Here is an 18,064-nt window from a genome sequence, read left to right on the forward strand (position 1 = left end):
CAGGTCGAGCGGCAGGATCGAAGATCAAGCCTTCTTGGTCTCCCAGAAGATCTTGTCGATCTGGGCGATGTAGTCCAGGGCCTTCTGGCCCGTGGCCGGGTCGGTCGAACCCTTGGCGGCCGAGAGGGCCTTCAGGGCGTCGTTGACCAGCTGGTGCAGCTCCGGGTACTTCTCGAAGTGCGGGGGCTTGAAGTAGTCGCTCCACAGCACGGAGACGTGGTGCTTCGCGAGCTCGGCACGCTGCTCCTTGATGACGGTGGCGCGCGCTTGGAAGTGCGGGTCGTCGTTGCCGGCCATCTTCTCCTGGACAGCCTTGACCGACTCCGCCTCGATGCGGGCCTGGGCCGGGTCGTACACGCCGCAGGGCAGGTCGCAGTGGGCGCTGACCTTGACCTTGGGGGCAAACAGGCGGGAAAGCATGGAGCGTTCCTTCCTCGTGATCGTCTTCTCAGGTGCGACATTACTCCCCGGGGGAGCTGATTTCGCGGGTGCCCCCATGGGCTTAGGACAAAAGTCCGGGGTCAGACTGAGACTGGTGGAGGATGGACCGGGGAGGTGCCGGGAGATGCCGGAGTTGTCGCAGGAGACCGAGGGCCGGGGCGCCGTGCTGCCGTTCGGGCTGGCCGAGGTGACCGGACCGTCGATGGTGCCCACGCTCCGTCACGGGGACCAGCTCGTGGTGCAGTGGGGCGCCCGGATCAGGCCGGGGGACGTGCTCGTGCTGCGTCATCCGTTCCAGCAGGACCTGCTGGTCGTCAAGCGGGCGGCGGAGCGGCGCGAGGGCGGCTGGTGGGTGCTCGGTGACAACTCGTACGCGGGCGGCGACAGCACCGATTACGGCACCGTGCCCGATGAGTTGGTCCTGGGCAGGGTCCGCTTCCGTTACCGGCCGCGCCGGCCGGATCAGCGTTCGCCGTTCGCCGCGATGCGCTGGGCGCTGTCGGCCGCGAGGCCGGTGCTGTCCGACCGGTCCGCCTCCAGACGTTTGCGGGCGCGGTAGGCGGCCACGTTGGCGCGGGTGGCGCAGCGGTCGGAGCAGTAGCGCCGGGAGCGGTTGGTGGACGTGTCCAGGTAGGCGTTGCGGCAGGGCGGCGCCTCGCACAGGCCCAGCCGGTCGACGCCGTACTCCGTGAGGTGGAAGGCCAGGCCCATCGCCGCGATCGCCGCGTAGCCCGCGGTCGCGTTGGACGGATGGTCCGCCAGGTGCATGTGCCACAGCGGGCGGCCCTCGTCGTCCCGGTGGTCGTGGCCGGAGATCTGCGGGCTCACCGGGAACTCCAGGAGGAGCGAGTTCAGCAGGTCCACGGCCAAGGTCTCGCTGCCCGCGTCCGCCGCCTCGAAGACCGCACGGAGCCGGGCCCGTACGCCCCGGAACCGCGTGACGTCCGCGTCCGTGGCGCGCCGGGCGGCCCCCTGGTTGCCGCCGAAGAGGTCGTGGATTGCCTCGACCGAGGTCAGCACGTCCTTGCCCCGGCCCGGCTCCTCGCTGTTGACGAGGCGCACGGCGTAGTCCGAGTAATAGGCCAGTTCCACTTGTAGTCCTTACGGAGGCGTTCTATGGTCGTGGTGCGGTCGGGGTAACAGCCGGTCGTGCATCCAGGGTATTACGTGACATCGCACGACGGAGGGGCTCGATGACGGACACGGACACCACCACGGCGGCTACCGACTGGCAGGCCTGGCAGGAGAGCTGGGACCGGCAGCAGGAGTGGTACATGCCGGACCGGGAGGAGCGCTTCCGGATCATGCTCGACATGGTCGAGGCGCTCGTCGGCACCGCCCCGCGCGTTCTGGACCTGGCGTGCGGTACGGGAAGCATCACGGCCCGGCTCTTCGCGCGGTTCCCCGAGGCCACCAGCACCGGAGTCGACCTCGACCCGGCGCTCCTCGCCATCGCCGAGGGCACCTTCGCCGACGACGACCGGGTCACCTTCGTCACCGCCGACCTCAAGGACCCCGACTGGCCTTCGAGGCTGCCGTACGACTCGTACGACGCCGTTCTGACCGCCACCGCCCTGCACTGGCTGCACAGCGAACCCCTCGCCGCCCTCTACGGTCAGGTCGCGGAACTCGTCCGTGACGGTGGTGTCTTCATGAACGCGGACCACATGATCGACGAGTCCACGCCCCGGATCAACGCCGCCGAGCGGGCGCAGCGGCACGCGGGCATGGATCGGGCCAAGGCGAACGGCGCTCTCGACTGGGCCGAGTGGTGGCAGCTCGCCGCCCAGGACCCCGTCCTCGCCGGCCCCACCGCCCGGCGCTTCGAGATCTACGGCGAGCACGCCGACGGCGACATGCCGTCCGCCGCGTGGCACGCACGGACCCTGCGCGAGAAGGGGTTCGGAGAGGCACGGCCGGTGTGGTGCTCGCCGTCGGACACCTTGTTGCTGGCACTCAAGTAGGTGTGCCCCTTCCTGCCGGAGGAATGCGAAGGGCCGGTGCGGCGGGACATCTCCCGCCGCACCGGCCCTTCGCCGTTTCCCACCGAGCAGTCGACCGAGGGGTCAGAGGACCTTGGACAGGAACGCCTGTGTGCGCTCGTGCTGGGGGTTCCCCAGGACGTCCCTCGGGTCGCCGGACTCGACCACCACGCCGCCGTCCATGAAGACCAGGCTGTCGCCGACCTCGCGGGCGAAGCCCATCTCGTGGGTGACGACGATCATCGTCATACCGGACTCGGCGAGGTCGCGCATGACGTCGAGGACGTCACCGACCAGCTCCGGGTCGAGCGCCGAGGTCGGCTCGTCGAAGAGCATCAGCTTCGGGTCCATCGCCAGCGCCCGGGCGATCGCCACGCGCTGCTGCTGGCCACCGGAGAGCTGCATGGGGTAGCTGCTCGCCTTGTCGGCCAGGCCGACCCGGTCCAGCAGTTGCTGGGCGCGCTCCCTGGACTGGGACCTGCTCTGGCCCTTGACCTGGACCGGCGCCTCCATGACGTTCTCGACGGCCGTCATGTGCGGGAACAGATTGAAGCGCTGGAAGACCATGCCGATGTCCCGGCGCTTCAGGGAGACCTCGCTGTCCTTGAGCTCGTACAGCTTGTCGCCCTTCTGGCGATAGCCGACCAGCTCGCCGTCGACGTACAGCCGACCGGCGTTGATCTTCTCCAGGTGGTTGATGCACCTCAGGAAGGTCGACTTGCCGGAGCCGGAGGGGCCGATGAGGCAGAACACCTCGCCGGTCTTCACTTCCAGGTCGATGCCCTTGAGGACCTCGACCAGACCGAAGGACTTGTGGACGCCTTCGGCCTTCACCATGGCGGTCATGCGGTACCTCCCGCCGAGGACGAACGGTTCGACAGGGACAGCAGGTTCGCCCTGATCTTCTGCAGCGGCGTCGCCGGCAGGCTGCGGCTGGAACCGCGGGCGTAGTACCGCTCCAGGTAGTACTGGCCGACGCTGAAGATCGAGGTCAGCACCAGGTACCAGGCCGCGGCGAGGAACAGCATCTCCGCCGGGGCGCCGGATGTCTGGCCGATGTCCTGGGCGGCGCGGAGCAGCTCCGGGTACTGGACGACCGAGACCAGCGAGGTCGTCTTCAGCATGTTGATGACCTCGTTGCCCGTCGGCGGCACGATCACGCGCATCGCCTGCGGCACGACGATCCGGCGCAGCGTCTTGGCGTGGCTCATGCCGAGCGCGTGCGATGCCTCGGTCTGGCCCTCGTCGACCGAGAGCAGACCGGCCCGGCAGATCTCCGCCATGTACGCGGCCTCGTTGAGACCGAGGCCCAGCAGAGCCGTCAGGAACGGGGTCATGAAGTCCGACCACTCGTTCTTGTAGATCGGCCCGAGGTTGATGTACTCGAAGACCAGGCCCAGGTTGAACCAGACGATCAGCTGGACCAGGACCGGGGTGCCGCGGAAGAACCAGATGTAGAACCAGGCGATGGACGAGGTGACCGGGTTCTTCGACAGGCGCATCACCGCCAGCAGGATGCCGCCGACGACGCCGATCAGCATGCACAGCACCGTGAGGAGCAGCGTCCTGCCCACGCCGCTCAGGATGCGGTCGTTGAAGAAGTAGTCCGGGATGGCTCCCCAGTTGATCCTGCCCTGGGAGAACGCGTAGACGATGCCGGCCAGCACGGCGAGGGCGGCCACGGCGGAGACGTACCGCCCGTAGTGCCGGACCGGGATGGCCTTGATCGCCACCGGGCCGGGCGGCGGGGTGTCCGCCGGCCCGTCGGTCTTGTCGATGTCAACAGTCACGGGTGTTGCCTTTCAGTGCCCGCGCGCGGTCACTTGGCGCCGTTGATGACGGCTGCCTTGATGGCACCGGCGTCGGCACCCCACTTCTTGAGGATCTTCTCGTACTCGCCGCTCTTGATCACCGCGTCGAGCGCCGCCTTCAGGGCGTCCCGCAGCTGGGTCTGGTCCTTGGCGACCGCGATGCCGTAGGGCGCCGCCTCGACCTGCTCGCCGACGAGCTGGAAGTCGTTGCCGCCGCCGGAGGTCTTCACGGCGTACGCGGCCACCGGGAAGTCCGAGGAGCCGGCGTCGGCGCCGCCCGCGCGCAGCCGGGTCTGGGCCTGCTGGTCGTTGTCGAAGGACTGGAGGGCGATCGTCTTGCCGCCGGTGCACTTCTTCGACTCGGACTTGGCGAGGTCCTCGGAGACCGTGCCGCGCTGCACGACGAGCTTCTTGCCGCACAGGTCGGACCAGGTCTTGATTGCCTGGTCGTCGCCCTTCTTGGTGTAGATCGAGACACCGGCGGTGAAGTAGTCCACGAAGTCGACGCCCTCACCGACCTTCTTGCCGGTGTCGGAGTCGATGCCCTCCTGGCGGTCCTTCGTGTCGGTCATCGCGGACATGGCGATGTCGTACCGCTTGGAGCGCAGACCGGTGATCAGGGTGTCGAAGGTGCCGTTCTGGAAATCGAACGTCACGCCCAGCTGCTTGCCCATCGCGGCCGCGACGTCCGGGTCGATGCCGACCGTCTTGCCGGAGCTGTCCTTGAACTCGACCGGCGCGTACGCGATGTCGGAGCCGACCTTGATGACGCCCTTGTCACGGATCGACTGCGGCAGCTTGTCGGCCAGCGGAGCCGTGCTGCTGCTGGTGCTGCTGCCCGAGTCACTGTCCTTGGTCTGGTCACCGCAACCGGTGAGAATCAGCGCGCCTGCGACCGCGATCGCACCGACCGCTGCTGTCCGGGTGTGCGCGGCGGTGGTACGACGGGTGGAGCTTGCGGTCATGGTCAGTTCCTCCGGCGGATGGGTGGAGTTGCCGATGTGGCGGGCGCCGCCAGTGGGTTCGGCAGCTGCCTGGGTCCTGGGTCGACGAGTGCACACACCTTCGAGTGTCGCGACCTTGTGTGATGACCGCATCTTGCCATTCGGACGAAGGCGTGCAGGGCGCCCGCCATGTCAAAATCGGATAACGGGCCACCCCCGAACCGGGCCAGTTCGGTACATCCTGACCGCACCATCTGCGGGAATCCGCCCTTCCGGCCGGAATATCTCCGGTGCGGCTCGGGCCCCGGGCCGAGAGCGCGGAGCTGGTCAGAGCCGGTTGAACGTCGGTTCAGCGTCCATCGAGGGGACCTTGAGGGCTTGCCCCTAGGCTGTCGCCATGATTCATGTCACCGACACGGAGTTTCCGTGCCGCGGCATGGCGTCGGGGACGGGACGCGGGATGTGATCTTGCAAGCCATGTGACCCATTGGACTCGTCCTCGGCGCCGTTCGTCCGGTAAGAAGGTTCTTTACACCCCTCATCCGGGGCTCAGGGCGCGTGTGCGGCGCGCCCGTCGCGTATGTGCCCGTACGTACCCCCCCGTACGCAGCACCATTCAAGGGCCGTACGCGGTGCCCGCCCACTTCTCAACCAGGAGTGGCCACCCTCAACCATGCATACCTAAGGGGTAGAACAAAGTGGCAGCGGAGATCGTCAATCCTCGCAGCGACAGCAATACGGACCAGGAAGGCGAGGCCGAGCCCGTCGATTCCTTCGATCCGGCGTTCGCGCTGCACCGTGGCGGCAAGATGGCCGTGCAGGCCACCGTGCCCGTCCGTGACAAGGACGACCTGTCCCTGGCGTACACGCCCGGCGTGGCGAAGGTGTGCAGCGCCATCGCCGAGCAGCCGGACCTGGTCCACGACTACACGTGGAAGTCGTCCGTGGTCGCCGTCGTGACCGACGGTACGGCCGTGCTCGGGCTCGGTGACATCGGGCCCGAGGCCTCCCTTCCGGTGATGGAGGGGAAGGCGATCCTGTTCAAGCAGTTCGGTGGCGTCGACGCCGTGCCGATCGCGCTGGCATGCACCGAGGTCGACGAGATCGTCGAGACCGTGGTGCGGCTCGCGCCGTCGTTCGGTGGCGTGAACCTGGAGGACATCTCGGCGCCGCGGTGCTTCGAGATCGAGCGGAAGCTGCAGGAGCGGCTGGACATTCCGGTCTTCCACGACGACCAGCACGGTACGGCGGTCGTGACGCTGGCGGCTCTCCGGAACGCGGCGAAGCTGACCGGCCGGGGCATCGGTGAGCTGCGAGTCGTCATCTCGGGCGCGGGCGCGGCCGGTGTCGCGATCGCGAAGATGCTGGTCGAGGCCGGTATCGGGGACGTCGCCGTCGCGGACCGCAAGGGAATCGTTTCGGGTGACCGGGACGATCTGACGTCCGTCAAGCGGGAGCTGGCCTCCTTCACGAACAAGGCCGGGATCACCGGATCGCTGGAGGCGGCCCTGGAAGGGGCTGACGTCTTCATCGGCGTCTCCGGCGGTACGGTCCCGGAGCCGGCGGTGGCGTCGATGGCGGACGGGGCCTTCGTCTTCGCGATGGCCAACCCGAATCCCGAGGTGCACCCCGAGGTCGCGCACAAGTACGCGGCGGTCGTGGCCACCGGACGATCGGACTTCCCGAACCAGATCAACAACGTGCTGGCCTTCCCCGGCATCTTCGCGGGGGCGCTGCAGGTGCGGGCCTCCCGGATCACGGAGGGCATGAAGATCGCGGCGGCCGAGGCGCTGGCCGCGGTGGTCGGGGACGACCTCGCCCCGGACTACGTGATCCCGTCGCCGTTCGACGAGCGGGTGGCCCCCGCGGTGACGGCGGCGGTGGCCGCGGCCGCTCGGGCCGAGGGTGTGGCTCGTCGCTGAGCCCCGTCTGGTTGCGATGGCCCCGTCGGTTCTGGCGGGGCCATTTCTTTACCCGCTCGTCCGCCCGTTCGGGTGGCGGGTCGACAGGGCCCGGGCGGTGGGGCGTCCGGGGCTCGGGCGGACCTGGGAGGCACCCGTAGGTCCGCTCCCGGGCCCTGACAAGAGGGCGTGTGTCACAGCGCCCTGTGGTTCCCCGGGTCGCCGGCGGAGCCTATCGTCAAGGTCATGTTCGCTGCCTACGCCGCCCGAATCGACCGCGACCAGCCGCTCGCCGGCCTCGAACTGGGAGAGCGTCCCGCTCCCGAGGCGCGCCCCGGCTGGAGCACCGTGAACGTCAAGGCCGCCTCCCTCAACCACCACGACCTCTGGTCACTGCGGGGCGTGGGCCTGCCCGAGGACAGGCTGCCGATGATCCTCGGCTGTGACGCCGCCGGCGTCGACGAGGACGGCAACGAGGTCGTCCTGCACTCCGTCATCGGGCAGAGCGGCCATGGCGTCGGCCCGAAGGAGCCACGGTCCATCCTCACCGAGCGCTACCAGGGCACGTTCGCCGAACAGGTCGCCGTGCCCACCTGGAACATCCTGCCCAAGCCCAAGGAGCTCTCCTTCGCGGAGGCAGCCTGTCTGCCGACCGCCTGGCTGACGGCGTACCGGATGCTCTTCACGAACGCGGGTGTGCGGCCCGGTGATTCGGTGCTCGTCCAGGGTGCGGGCGGTGGTGTCGCCACGGCGGCCATCGTGCTCGGAAAGGCAGCGGGGCTGCGGGTGTTCGCCACCAGCCGTGACGAGGCGAAGCGGAAGAGGGCCGTCGAACTCGGAGCCGTGGAGGCAGTGGAGTCGGGGGCGCGGCTGCCGCAGCGCGTGGACGCCGTGATCGAGACGGTCGGTGCCGCCACCTGGTCGCACTCGGTCAAGTCGCTGAAGCCGGGCGGCACGCTCGTCATCTCCGGGGCCACGAGTGGTGACCGGCCCGCGCACGCCGAGCTGACCCGGATCTTCTTCCTGGAGCTCAAGGTCGTCGGGTCGACGATGGGAACCAAGGACGAGCTGGAAGACCTGCTCTCCTTCTGCGCCGCCACCGGTGTACGTCCCGTCATCGACGAGGTGCTGCCCCTGGACCGGGCCCGAGAGGGCTTCGAACGACTGGCGTCCGGCGACCAGTTCGGCAAGATCGTGCTCACGAACGCGTAGCTCGCCTTCGCTCGTAGTTACTTCTCGCTCCTCTCGTCTCCTCGTCTCCTCTCGTCTCCTCGTCTCCTCTCGTCTCCTCGTCTCCTCTCGTCTCCTCGTCTCCTCTCGTCTCCTCGTCTCGTCTCGTCTCGTCTCCTCTCGGCCGGTCCGGTTTCCGGGCCGGTCGGCGGTGTATCCGGGGGTCCATGTCAACTGGGGTTGACGCGCATGGGTGTGTCAACGTAGGTTGACATCATGACCGAAGCAACGGATCTCGCCGAGCGAGCGGGTGACCGCGATCCCCGGGTGGGGCTGCGGGCCGTCGCCGCGCTGCGCCGGCTGCTGGAGCAGTTGGAAGCGGTGCAGGTGCGTGGCGCGCGCAATCAGGGCTGGTCGTGGCAGGAGATCGCCGCGGAACTCGGTGTGAGCAGGCAGGCCGTGCACAAGAAGTACGGGAGGCATTGATGTTCGAGCGCTTCACCAAGAATGCCCGGGACGTGGTGCGAGGCGCGGTCGAGCACGCCGAGCGTTCGGGAGCACCGTCCGTGGAGGCGGAGCACGTGCTGCTGGCTCTCCTCGACGGGGAGGCCGGCCGGGGCTCGTTCGCGCTGGCCGCGCTCGGGCTGGCCGAGCGAAAGGACGCGGTCCGGGCGGCGCTGGTCGAGGCGCGACGGCGGGCCGGGCTGTCCCAGGCGGAGTCCGACGCCCTCGCCGGGCTGGGGATCGATGTCTCGGAGATCGTCGCCCGGGTCGAGGAAGTGCATGGCGTCGGCGCGATGTCCGGCGACCGGAAGGACAAGGTGTGGTGGTCGGGGCGCCGTTCTTTCGGGCGGGGCGCCAAGGAGACCCTGGAGAGGGCTCTGCGCATCGCTGTCTCCCGTCGTGACCGCCACATCGGCGACGAGCACATCCTGTTGGCCCTCACCGCCCGCCCCGGCGTACCCGCCGAGGTACTCGCCGACCACGGAGTGACGTACGAGTCCCTGACCCGGGTGCTGTACGGCGAGGGAGAGGACAAGGCGAGCTGAGCGACCGCGCTGAGCGATCGGGCTGAGCGAGCCGGGCGGTCGGGTGAGTGGTGCCCGACCGCCCTGACGGAAGCGATCCCGACCGCGCTGACAGGCGCGGGCGCTCAGGGCTTCGGTGTGCGCAGTAGCGCCCCGATGTGCGCCGCCGCCGTCGAGAGGTGGCGGCGGGTGTCGCGGAGTTGGTCGGGGGTGACGCCGTGGTCGCGGGCGGCGTCGCGGATGTCGTCGCGGAACCGGTCGAGCAGGCGCTCCAGGTCGCGGGGCGGGTCACCGGTGGGGTCCTCGTGGGCCCAGGACGGCTCGTACCCGGCGGGGAAGTCCTCCGGGGTGTGGGTGTACTCGGGGGCGGGGGCCGCCTTCTCAGCGTGGCCGCGGCCGAAGCCGAAGTCCTTCCCGAACTCCTTGCCGTAGTCCTTGCCGAACTCACCGAACTCCTTGGCCAGTTCGGTCAGACCCTCGCGTACCCCCGTCGGCCAGTCGCCCCGTGCGAAGTGGTCCTGTACCTGTTCCTGGACGCGCCGGGCGATGCGCTGCACATCTTCCTGGGCCTGTGTCCGGGCGTGCTCCTGCGCCTCCTTGGCCTGGCGACGGGCACGCTGGGCCTCCTCACGGGCCCGTCGGCTCTCGTCCTTGGCGCGCCGGGCCTGTTCCTTCCATTCCTGCTTGACGCGGCGCATCTCCTCCTTGGCGGCGCGCCACGCCTCCTTGTCGCTGTCGTCCTTGAAGTCCCCGAAGGAGCCGTCCTGTTCGCCGTCGGTCGTGGCTCCGGCTCCCCGGGAAGCGGAACCTCTGCGGGCCTCGGAGGCCGCCGCCCGCATCTCCCGCCGCAGGTCGCCCGCAGCCCCGCGCACGTCGGCCCGGATCTCGGCGGCGAGTTCAGCGACCGACTCGCGGATCTCCAGTTCCAGGTCGGCCAGTTCGCCGCTGCGGTCGGCCAGCTCGGCGCGGCCGGCGTCCGTGATGGAGTACACCTTGCGGCCGCCCTCGGTGGTGTGGGTGACCAGGCCCTCGGCCTCCAGCTTGGCCAGGCGGGGGTACACGGTTCCCGCTGAGGGTGCGTACAGGCCCTGGAAGCGTTCTTCCAGGAGGCGGATCACCTCGTAGCCGTGACGCGGGGCCTCGTCCAGCAGCTTCAGCAGGTAGAGGCGGAGGCGGCCATGGGCGAAGACGGGGGGCATGTCAGAGCACCTTCTTGTCGGTCGTGCCGTCGGCCTGGGCACCGGTGGAGCCGGTGTCAGGGCCGGAAACGGAATTGTCCCCCGAGGTGTTCCGCGGTCCGTGCGCCGGGGCGCCGCTCGCGGGTGCGGCGTCCTGCCGTGTTCCGCTCCGGTCCTCCTGGGGGCCGCTCTCGTCCTCACGGGGAGGACGGCGCAGCAGGGCGATCGAACCGGAGACGGTCGTGGCCCGCAGCTTGCCGGTTCCCGCGCCGAGGCGGCCGGTGATCTTGTGGGCCCCCCACTGGCCGTGCACACGGAGGCCCTCGAAGGCGTTGGAGATCGTGCCGCTCGCGGTGTTGGCCTCCACATCCGCGTCGGCCGGCTGCGGCAGTCGGATGGCGATCTCGCCCGAGACGCTGGTCAGCCTGATGTCGGTGGGTCCGTCCGGATCGAGGTCGACGATCATGGAGCCGCCGACCGAGTCGGCACGCACGGAGGGGCCAGAGCCCTCGACGACCGTGAGATCCCCGGAGACCGAGTTGAACCGGAGGTCACCCGTGACGGCCTGTGCCTCCAGGTTCCCGGAGACCGTGTCGGCGCGCACCGGGCCGGAGACCGCGACGAGGGTGGTGTCGCCGGTCACCCCCTTGATCACGGACGGCCCGCGCAGCCCGGAGACGACGGCCCCCGCGTCGACCACACCCACCTCCACGCGGGTGTCCGCCGGCACTGCCAGCGAGACGACGGCGCTGCGCCGCCAGCCCTTGCGGTCGAGCCACTTGAGGAAGCCCTTCCACGGCAGGTCGTCGTACGCCACCGTGAGCGTGTCGCCCTCGAGCGTGACCGCCAGTGGCGGGCCCTGGATCTCGGAGACCTCCAGGCGTGCGGAACCTTCGTCCGTGCCCACCACGTTCACCGTTCCACTGACGATGCGTACGTGAAGGGTCGTGACGGGATCGTCGAACGTGAGCTTGGTGGGCTCCGTGACAGACCACTCGGACATGGTGCAGACCTCCCCGTCGCAACGCGCCATATCGCGTCTTCTCGCTATTCACGATATATCGCGGACACGGAAAGTCAAGACACCCGATCAGGTGACCCCCACGAGCCCGCCACGAAGACCGCCGCCCGCCACGGAGACCGCCGCCCGTCACGAAGACCAGCCACCCGGCCCCTGGTCGGCCCGAACGCAAAAGCAGGGCCCCATCCGGAGCCCCGCACACAAGCGACGCCGCACAAGCGACGCCCTCACCTCACCGAAACCGCGGCGCCGATCCCGTACGGCCCCGGGCCCTGGCCCTCTATTCGTCGTCCTCGTCCTCGTCGTCCAGCCGAGCCAGCCACGTCGCCAGCCGCTCCACAGGCACCTCGAAGTCCGGGTTCAGGTCGACGAAGGTCCGCAACTGCTCGGCGAGCCACTCGAAAGTGACCTCCTCCTCGCCGCGCCGCTTCTCCAGCTCTTCGATGCCTCGGTCGGTGAAGTACATGCCCCCAGAATAATTGCCACGCAGGCCGGTCCGCGGCCTCCCCCGGTCCCCAGCCCTGCCTCCCCACCCTCGAACTGGCCCATGAGGCACATGCCGAAGGGCCCGGTTCCAGGTCGCGACGACCTGGAACCGGGCCCTTCGATCAGAACCGTCAGAGGCTCACGCCTCGAACACCTCTCGCACGAGCTGCTCCTGCTCGGCCTGGTGGCGCTTCGCCGAACCCACCGCCGGCGAGGAGCCGTGCGGACGGGAGATCCGCCGCAGCCGCTCCCCGTGGGGCACGTCCGCGCCGACCGCGAGGTCCAGGTGGTCGATCAGGTTGAGGGCGATGAACGGCCAGGCACCCTGGTTCGCCGGCTCCTCCTGGGCCCACAGGTACTTCTCGGCGTTCGGGTACTTGGCGATCTCGGCCTGGAGCTCGGCACCCGGGAGCGGGTACAGGCGCTCGATGCGGATGATCGCCGTGTCCGTCGCTTCGCGCTTCTTCCGCTCGGCCTCGAGGTCGTAGTAGACCTTGCCCGCGGTGAAGACGACCTTCTTGACCGCCGCCGGGTCCACCGTCGCGTCGCCGATGACCGGGCGGAACTGGCCCGTCGTGAACTCCTCCGCCTTCGAGGCCGCCGCCTTCAGGCGCAGCATCGACTTCGGGGTGAAGACGACCAGCGGCTTGTGGTGCGGGTTGTGCACCTGCCACCGCAGGAGGTGGAAGTAGTTCGACGGGAGCGTCGGCATCGCGACCGTCATGTTGTTCTGCGCGCACAGCTGGAGGAAGCGCTCCGGGCGGGCGGACGAGTGGTCCGGGCCCTGGCCCTCGTAGCCGTGGGGGAGCAGCAGCGTGACGCCGCTCGTCTGGCTCCACTTCTGCTCCGCCGACGAGATGAACTCGTCCACGACCGTCTGCGCGCCGTTGACGAAGTCGCCGAACTGCGCCTCCCACATGACGAGCGCGTCGGGCCGGGCCAGCGAGTAGCCGTACTCGAAGCCCATCACCGCGTACTCGGACAGGAGGGAGTTGTAGACGTTGTAGCGCGCCTGGTCCTCGGACAGGTACATCAGCGGCGTGAACTCGTCGCCGGTCTCCCGGTCGATGATCACCGCGTGGCGCTGGCCGAAGGTGCCGCGCTGCGAGTCCTGGCCGGACAGCCGGACCGGGACGCCCTCCAGGAGGAGGGAACCGACGGCCAGCGTCTCGCCCATGCCCCAGTCGATCGTGCCGTCCTCGACCATCGTCGCCCGGCGCTGCAGCTGCGGAAGCAGACGCGGGTGGACGGTGATGTTGTCCGGGACGTTGACCTGGGACTCGGCGATCCGCTTGACGACCTCCGTGGAGATGGCCGTGTTGACCGTCACCGGGAACTCCGCCTGCGGGTCCGCGGGCTCCACCGAGGCCGGCTGCGAGGTGGCCTCGCGGACCTCCGTGAAGACCTTCTCCAGCTGGCCCTGGTAGTCCTGCAGCGCCTGCTCGGCCTCTTCCAGGGTGATGTCGCCGCGACCGATCAGGGACTCGGTGTACAGCTTGCGCACCGAGCGCTTCTTGTCGATCAGGTCGTACATCAGCGGCTGGGTGAAGGCCGGGTTGTCGGACTCGTTGTGACCGCGGCGGCGGTAGCAGATGAGGTCGATCACCACGTCCTTGTTGAACGCCTGACGGAACTCGAAGGCCAGCCGCGCGACGCGCACGACCGCTTCCGGGTCGTCGCCGTTCACGTGGAAGATCGGGGCCTCGATCATGCGGGCCACGTCCGTCGCGTACATGGAGGAACGCGAGGACTCGGGTGCCGCGGTGAAGCCGACCTGGTTGTTGATGACCACGTGGACCGTGCCGCCCGTGCGGTAACCGCGCAGCTGCGACATGTTCAGGGTCTCGGCCACCACGCCCTGGCCCGCGAAGGCCGCGTCGCCGTGCAGGGCCACCGGCAGGACCGTGAAGTCCGTGCCGCCCTTGTTGATGATGTCCTGCTTGGCGCGGGCGATGCCCTCGAGAATCGGGTCGACCGCCTCCAGGTGCGAGGGGTTGGCGGCCAGCGAGACCTTGATCTGCTCGCCGTCCAGGCCGGTGAAGGTGCCCTCGGCGCCCAGGTGGTACTTCACGTCGCCGGAGCCGTGCATCGACTTCGGGTCGAGGTTGCCCTCGAACTCGCGGAAGATCTGCGCGTACGACTTGCCGACGATGTTCGCCAGGACGTTCAGCCGGCCTCGGTGGGCCATGCCGATGACGACCTCGTCGAGACGGGACTCCGCCGCCGAGTCGATGACCGCGTCCAGCAGCGGGATGACGGACTCGCCGCCCTCGAGGGAGAAGCGCTTCTGGCCGACGTACTTCGTCTGCAGGAAGGTCTCGAAGGCCTCCGCCGCGTTCAGACGGCGCAGGATGCGCAGCTGCTCCTCGCGCTCCGGCTTGGTGTGCGAGCGCTCGATGCGGTCCTGGATCCACTTGCGCTGCTTCGGGTCCTGGATGTGCATGAACTCGACGCCGGTGGTGCGGCAGTACGAGTCGCGCAGCACACCGAGGATGTCGCGCAGCTTCATCAGGGACTTGCCCGCGAAGCCGCCGACCGCGAACTCGCGCTCCAGGTCCCAGAGGGTGAGCCCGTGCTCGGTGATGTCGAGGTCGGGGTGCTTGCGCTGGCGGTACTCCAGCGGGTCGGTGTCGGCCATGACGTGGCCGCGGACCCGGTAGGAGTGGATCAGCTCGAAGACCCGGGCGGCCTTGGTGACGTCGTCGTCGTGGCTGGCGTCGATGTCCTTGAGCCAGCGGACCGGCTCGTAGGGGATGCGCAGGGCCTCGAAGATCTCGTCGTAGAAACCGCCCTCGCCGAGGAGGAGGTTCGCGACGATCCGCAGGAACTCGCCGGACGCGGCGCCCTGGATGACCCGGTGGTCGTAGGTCGACGTGAGCGTCATGACCTTCGAGATGCCGAGCTTGTTCAGGGTGTCCTGGGAGGTGCCCTGGAACTCCGCCGGGTAGTCCATCGAGCCGACGCCCATGATGACCGACTGGCCGGGCATCAGACGCGGGACCGAGTGGACGGTGCCGAGGCCGCCGGGGTTGGTCAGGGAGACCGTGACACCGGTGAAGTCGTCCATCGTGAGCTTGCCGTCGCGGGCACGCCGGACGATGTCCTCGTAGGCCTGCCAGAACTCGAAGAAGTTCAGCGTCTCGGCCTTCTTGATGCCGGCGACGACGAGCTGGCGGTCGCCGTTCGGCTTCACCAGGTCGATGGCCAGGCCGAAGGTGACGTGCTGCGGCTTGACGAGGGTGGGCTTCCCGTCCTTCTCCGCGTAGTGCCAGTTCATCGACGGCATGGCCTTGATGGCCTGCACCATCGCGTAGCCGATCAGGTGCGTGAAGGAGATCTTCCCGCCCCGGGCGCGCTTGAGGTGGTTGTTGATGACGATGCGGTTGTCGAAGAGCAGCTTCACCGGGACGGCGCGCACGGACGTGGCCGTGGGCAGTTCCAGGGAGGCGTTCATGTTCTTCGCGACCGCGGCGGCGGGACCGCGCAGCGTCACCATTTCCGGACCGTCCGCCGACGCCGCGGCGGGCGCGGCCTTGGCCGCCGGCTTGGCGGCGGCGGGCTTCGCGGCGGGTGCCGGAGCGGCAGCCGGCGCCGGTACGGGCGCCTGGGCCTGGGCCGGCGGGGCGGTAGGCGTGGATGGGGCCGGAGCCGGGGTGGTGGTCCCTGCGGCCCCCGCGGCCGCAGTACCCGCCGGAGCCGAGGCGGCGGCCGCACCCGGCTTGTAGTCGGCGAAGAAGTCCCACCAGGCACGGTCTACCGAGTTCGGGTCCTGGAGGTACTGCTGATAGATCTCGTCGACGAGCCACTCATTGGGTCCGAACGCGGCCGCGGGGTTCTTCCCCGCTTGGTCGGTGTCGGTCGAGATGCTCGAGTTACTGGGGGACTGTGGCGACACGGCGGCAACCGCCCTCTTCCGCTTCACAAGGTGATGGACAGCGGGAATAAAGGCTACGCCCCCTTGACCGGGAAGGTCAGGCCGGGCCCGTTCATCGTCGTGTAAGTCACATCAAAGAGCGGGTTTCGGGGCCGGAAATGGCGGGAAACAACTGTGGTTCTGCTGCGCGAGGGATGAGTCGGCCGGGCCTCGGCGCGCCATACGCGCGGGCCTGTGCCTGATCACACGTGTCCGCCGTGGCGGACGCCGGTGGATCTTGTGGCTCCGCTTCGAACTTTACGTCAACTTGGCAAAGAGGGAAGACCTGGAAGGGTGACAAGGATCCGGCAGCCGCGCTCGGATTCGGCCACTCCGATCCGGCCGCCGTGCAGATCCACAGCCCAGCGGGCGATCGCCAGACCGAGGCCCGTACCGCCGTCGCTGCCGGGCCCGTGCGGCCGGTTGACACTGCCGCGGTTGAACCGCTCGAAGACCCGGTGCCACTCCGACCTCGGAATGCCGGGGCCCTCGTCGAGCACCTCCAGCTCCAGGGACTCGGACCGGGCCCCGCGCCGCGCCTTCACGGTGACCCGGCCGTGCGGCGGACTGTGCTTGACCGCGTTGTCGATGAGATTCGCCACAACCTGGTGGATCCGCTCCGGGTCCGCGTGCGCGGTCAGCTCCGGCGGGGACACGTCCAGGTGCAGATGGACGTCCGTACGGGTGTGGCTGCCGGAGCCGGAGGCGATGCCGGCGCGCGCCGAGGCGACCATGTTGGCCTCCTTCAGCACGCCCGACAGGTACGGCCACACCTCGAAACGCCGCTTCCGCAGCGGTACGACCCCGTTGTCCAGCCTGGACAGGTCCAGCAGCGTCTCGACCAGCCGGCCGAGCCGCTCGGTCTGTTTCAGGGCCGTCCGCATGGTCTCCGGGTCGGCCTGGGTCACACCGTCGACGATGTTCTCCAGGACCGCCCGCAGGCCCGCGATCGGCGTGCGCAGCTCGTGCGAGACATTCGCCACGAGCTCCTTGCGCTGCCGCTCCTGGGCCTCCAGCTCGTCCGCCATGCGGTTGATCGTCTCGGCCAGGTCGCCCAGCTCGTCGCGGCGGTTCTCCCGCACCCGGCGGGTGTAGTCGCCGTGCGAGATGGAGCGGGCCACCGCGTTCATCTCGTCCAGCGGTGCGGTGAGCGAATGCGCCACGAACTGCGTAATGAGCAGTGTGGCGATCATCGAGAAGACCGTGATGAAGCGCAGCTCCGTCTTGGTCTGCACCGCGATCATCGACAGGCCGGTGGTGATCAGCACCGACGTGACGACCAGCGCGCCCAGTTTGGTCTTGATCGAGAACGGGCGTACGCCGCCCCAGGATTCCCCGGGGCCTCTCCGTCCGGCCGAACCCTCGCTCATGGCGTCGGCGTCTCCAGGGCGTAGCCCACACCGTGCACCGTGCGGATCCGCTCGGCGCCGATCTTCCGGCGCAGCGCCTTGATGTGGCTGTCGACCGTACGGGTGCCGGAGGCGTCCGCCCAGTCCCAGACCTCGGCCAGCAGCTGCTCGCGGGAGAGCACCGCGCGCGGGGTGTTCGCCAGGCAGACCAGCAGGTCGAACTCCGTCGGCGTCAGATGGACGTCCTCGGAGCGCACCCGTACCCGGCGCTGCGCGTGGTCGATCTCCAGCTCGCCGAGCCGCAGGATGCCGCTGCGCGGAGTGGCGGCGGCCAGCGCGGCCCGCTCGACCCGGCGCAGCAGCACGTGCACCCGCGCCGCCAGCTCGCGCATCGAGAACGGCTTGGTCATGTAGTCGTCGGCGCCGACTCCGAGCCCGACCAGCATGTCGGTCTCGTCGTCCCGCGCGGTGAGCATCATCACCGGCACCGGGCGGGCGGCCTGCACGCGTCGGCAGACCTCCAGGCCGTCGAAGCCGGGCAGCATGATGTCGAGGATCAGCAGATCGGGCTGCCAGGCCTCGGCCGTGTCCACGGCGGACGGACCGTCCACCGCCGTTTGCACGAGGAATCCCTCGGCGCGCAGGCGGGTCGCGATGGCGTCCACGATCGTCGGATCGTCCTCGACGACCAGAACCCGGCGCTGCGCGCCCTGGGTTGCCGCCGTGCCGTTGTGGGAGGTGTGTGTCTGCTCCATCGCCCGCCCCTGAGGTGTGCAATTCCGGAACCAGTGGGGTGATCCCTTGTCTGCGCATGACTGCGCTTGACGCTTGAATGATCGG

17 protein-coding genes are annotated in these 18,064 nt (G+C 69.1%); 6 read left to right on the forward strand and 11 right to left on the reverse strand.

Features of this window, described 5'->3' with window-relative positions:
- Nucleotides 1-24: 24 nt before the first annotated feature.
- Nucleotides 25-420 (reverse strand): superoxide dismutase, Ni, encoded by a 396-nt coding sequence (sodN, locus tag OHA64_RS32215; protein WP_030928916.1) that lies wholly within the window; start codon nt 418-420, stop codon nt 25-27.
- A 145-nt stretch (nt 421-565) separates the two neighbouring features.
- Here sodN and sodX point away from each other — a divergent pair, with 145 nt between their 5' ends.
- Nucleotides 566-1,000: a nickel-type superoxide dismutase maturation protease gene (sodX, locus tag OHA64_RS32220; RefSeq protein WP_405619080.1), complete on the forward strand. Its 435-nt coding sequence runs from the start codon at nt 566-568 to the stop codon at nt 998-1,000.
- On the opposite strand, the gene OHA64_RS32225 is transcribed toward sodX, so the two are convergent.
- Entirely contained in the window at nt 904-1,533 is a 630-nt protein-coding gene (locus OHA64_RS32225) for a CGNR zinc finger domain-containing protein (protein WP_405619082.1), read from the reverse strand. The genes sodX and OHA64_RS32225 overlap by 97 nt on opposite strands.
- 101 nt (nt 1,534-1,634) lie before the next feature.
- Here OHA64_RS32225 and OHA64_RS32230 point away from each other — a divergent pair, with 101 nt between their 5' ends.
- Nucleotides 1,635-2,405 carry a class I SAM-dependent methyltransferase gene (locus OHA64_RS32230; RefSeq protein WP_405619084.1) on the forward strand — a complete coding sequence of 257 codons (771 nt, stop codon included), beginning with the start codon at nt 1,635-1,637 and terminating at the stop codon, nt 2,403-2,405.
- A gap of 102 nt (nt 2,406-2,507) precedes the next feature.
- On the opposite strand, the gene OHA64_RS32235 is transcribed toward OHA64_RS32230, so the two are convergent.
- The 3 genes from OHA64_RS32235 to OHA64_RS32245 are packed head-to-tail and all read right to left on the reverse strand — an operon-like array spanning nt 2,508 to nt 5,199.
- Nucleotides 2,508-3,269, reverse strand: coding sequence for an amino acid ABC transporter ATP-binding protein (locus OHA64_RS32235; protein WP_405619086.1), 762 nt, complete (start codon nt 3,267-3,269; stop codon nt 2,508-2,510).
- On the reverse strand, nt 3,266-4,213 hold the full coding sequence (locus tag OHA64_RS32240) for an amino acid ABC transporter permease (protein ID WP_405619088.1): 948 nt from the start codon (nt 4,211-4,213) through the stop codon (nt 3,266-3,268). Before OHA64_RS32240 ends, OHA64_RS32235 begins: the two co-directional genes overlap by 4 nt.
- Nucleotides 4,214-4,242: 29 nt before the next feature.
- Nucleotides 4,243-5,199 carry an ABC transporter substrate-binding protein gene (locus OHA64_RS32245; RefSeq protein WP_405619090.1) on the reverse strand — a complete coding sequence of 319 codons (957 nt, stop codon included), beginning with the start codon at nt 5,197-5,199 and terminating at the stop codon, nt 4,243-4,245.
- A 677-nt stretch (nt 5,200-5,876) separates the two neighbouring features.
- Here OHA64_RS32245 and OHA64_RS32250 point away from each other — a divergent pair.
- From OHA64_RS32250 to OHA64_RS32265, 4 genes are all read left to right on the forward strand, one after another.
- On the forward strand, nt 5,877-7,100 hold the full coding sequence (locus OHA64_RS32250; protein ID WP_405619092.1) for an NADP-dependent malic enzyme: 1,224 nt from the start codon (nt 5,877-5,879) through the stop codon (nt 7,098-7,100).
- A 225-nt stretch (nt 7,101-7,325) separates the two neighbouring features.
- Complete coding sequence (locus OHA64_RS32255) at nt 7,326-8,291, forward strand: zinc-binding dehydrogenase (RefSeq protein ID WP_405619094.1); 966 nt, start codon at nt 7,326-7,328, stop codon at nt 8,289-8,291.
- Between the two features lie 234 nt (nt 8,292-8,525).
- The gene (locus OHA64_RS32260) at nt 8,526-8,735 is read left to right on the forward strand and encodes a helix-turn-helix domain-containing protein (RefSeq protein WP_232026758.1); all 210 of its coding nucleotides are present in this window, start codon (nt 8,526-8,528) and stop codon (nt 8,733-8,735) included.
- Nucleotides 8,735-9,298 carry a Clp protease N-terminal domain-containing protein gene (locus OHA64_RS32265; RefSeq protein WP_405619096.1) on the forward strand — a complete coding sequence of 188 codons (564 nt, stop codon included), beginning with the start codon at nt 8,735-8,737 and terminating at the stop codon, nt 9,296-9,298. The genes OHA64_RS32260 and OHA64_RS32265 overlap by 1 nt, the downstream gene beginning before the upstream one ends.
- Nucleotides 9,299-9,402: 104 nt before the next feature.
- Here OHA64_RS32265 and OHA64_RS32270 read toward each other — a convergent pair whose 3' ends face one another.
- The 6 genes from OHA64_RS32270 to OHA64_RS32295 form a co-directional block, all read right to left on the reverse strand.
- The gene (locus OHA64_RS32270) at nt 9,403-10,476 is read right to left on the reverse strand and encodes a helix-turn-helix transcriptional regulator (RefSeq protein WP_405619098.1); all 1,074 of its coding nucleotides are present in this window, start codon (nt 10,474-10,476) and stop codon (nt 9,403-9,405) included.
- A gap of 1 nt (nt 10,477) precedes the next feature.
- Entirely contained in the window at nt 10,478-11,458 is a 981-nt protein-coding gene (locus tag OHA64_RS32275; RefSeq protein WP_405619100.1) for a DUF4097 family beta strand repeat-containing protein, read from the reverse strand.
- A 298-nt stretch (nt 11,459-11,756) separates the two neighbouring features.
- A complete protein-coding gene (locus OHA64_RS32280; protein WP_007266501.1) occupies nt 11,757-11,942 on the reverse strand; it encodes a DUF6104 family protein in 186 nt (61 codons plus the stop codon).
- Nucleotides 11,943-12,101: 159 nt separating this feature from the next.
- Entirely contained in the window at nt 12,102-15,857 is a 3,756-nt protein-coding gene (locus OHA64_RS32285) for a multifunctional oxoglutarate decarboxylase/oxoglutarate dehydrogenase thiamine pyrophosphate-binding subunit/dihydrolipoyllysine-residue succinyltransferase subunit (RefSeq protein ID WP_405619102.1), read from the reverse strand.
- A gap of 281 nt (nt 15,858-16,138) precedes the next feature.
- Complete coding sequence (locus tag OHA64_RS32290) at nt 16,139-17,245, reverse strand: ATP-binding protein (protein WP_405619104.1); 1,107 nt, start codon at nt 17,243-17,245, stop codon at nt 16,139-16,141.
- Nucleotides 17,242-17,979 carry a response regulator transcription factor gene (locus tag OHA64_RS32295; protein WP_356763665.1) on the reverse strand — a complete coding sequence of 246 codons (738 nt, stop codon included), beginning with the start codon at nt 17,977-17,979 and terminating at the stop codon, nt 17,242-17,244. Before OHA64_RS32295 ends, OHA64_RS32290 begins: the two co-directional genes overlap by 4 nt.
- Nucleotides 17,980-18,064: the final 85 nt, after the last annotated feature.

Origin of the sequence: Streptomyces sp. NBC_00076, from assembly GCF_045041235.1 — a bacterium.
GTDB lineage: Bacteria > Actinomycetota > Actinomycetes > Streptomycetales > Streptomycetaceae > Streptomyces.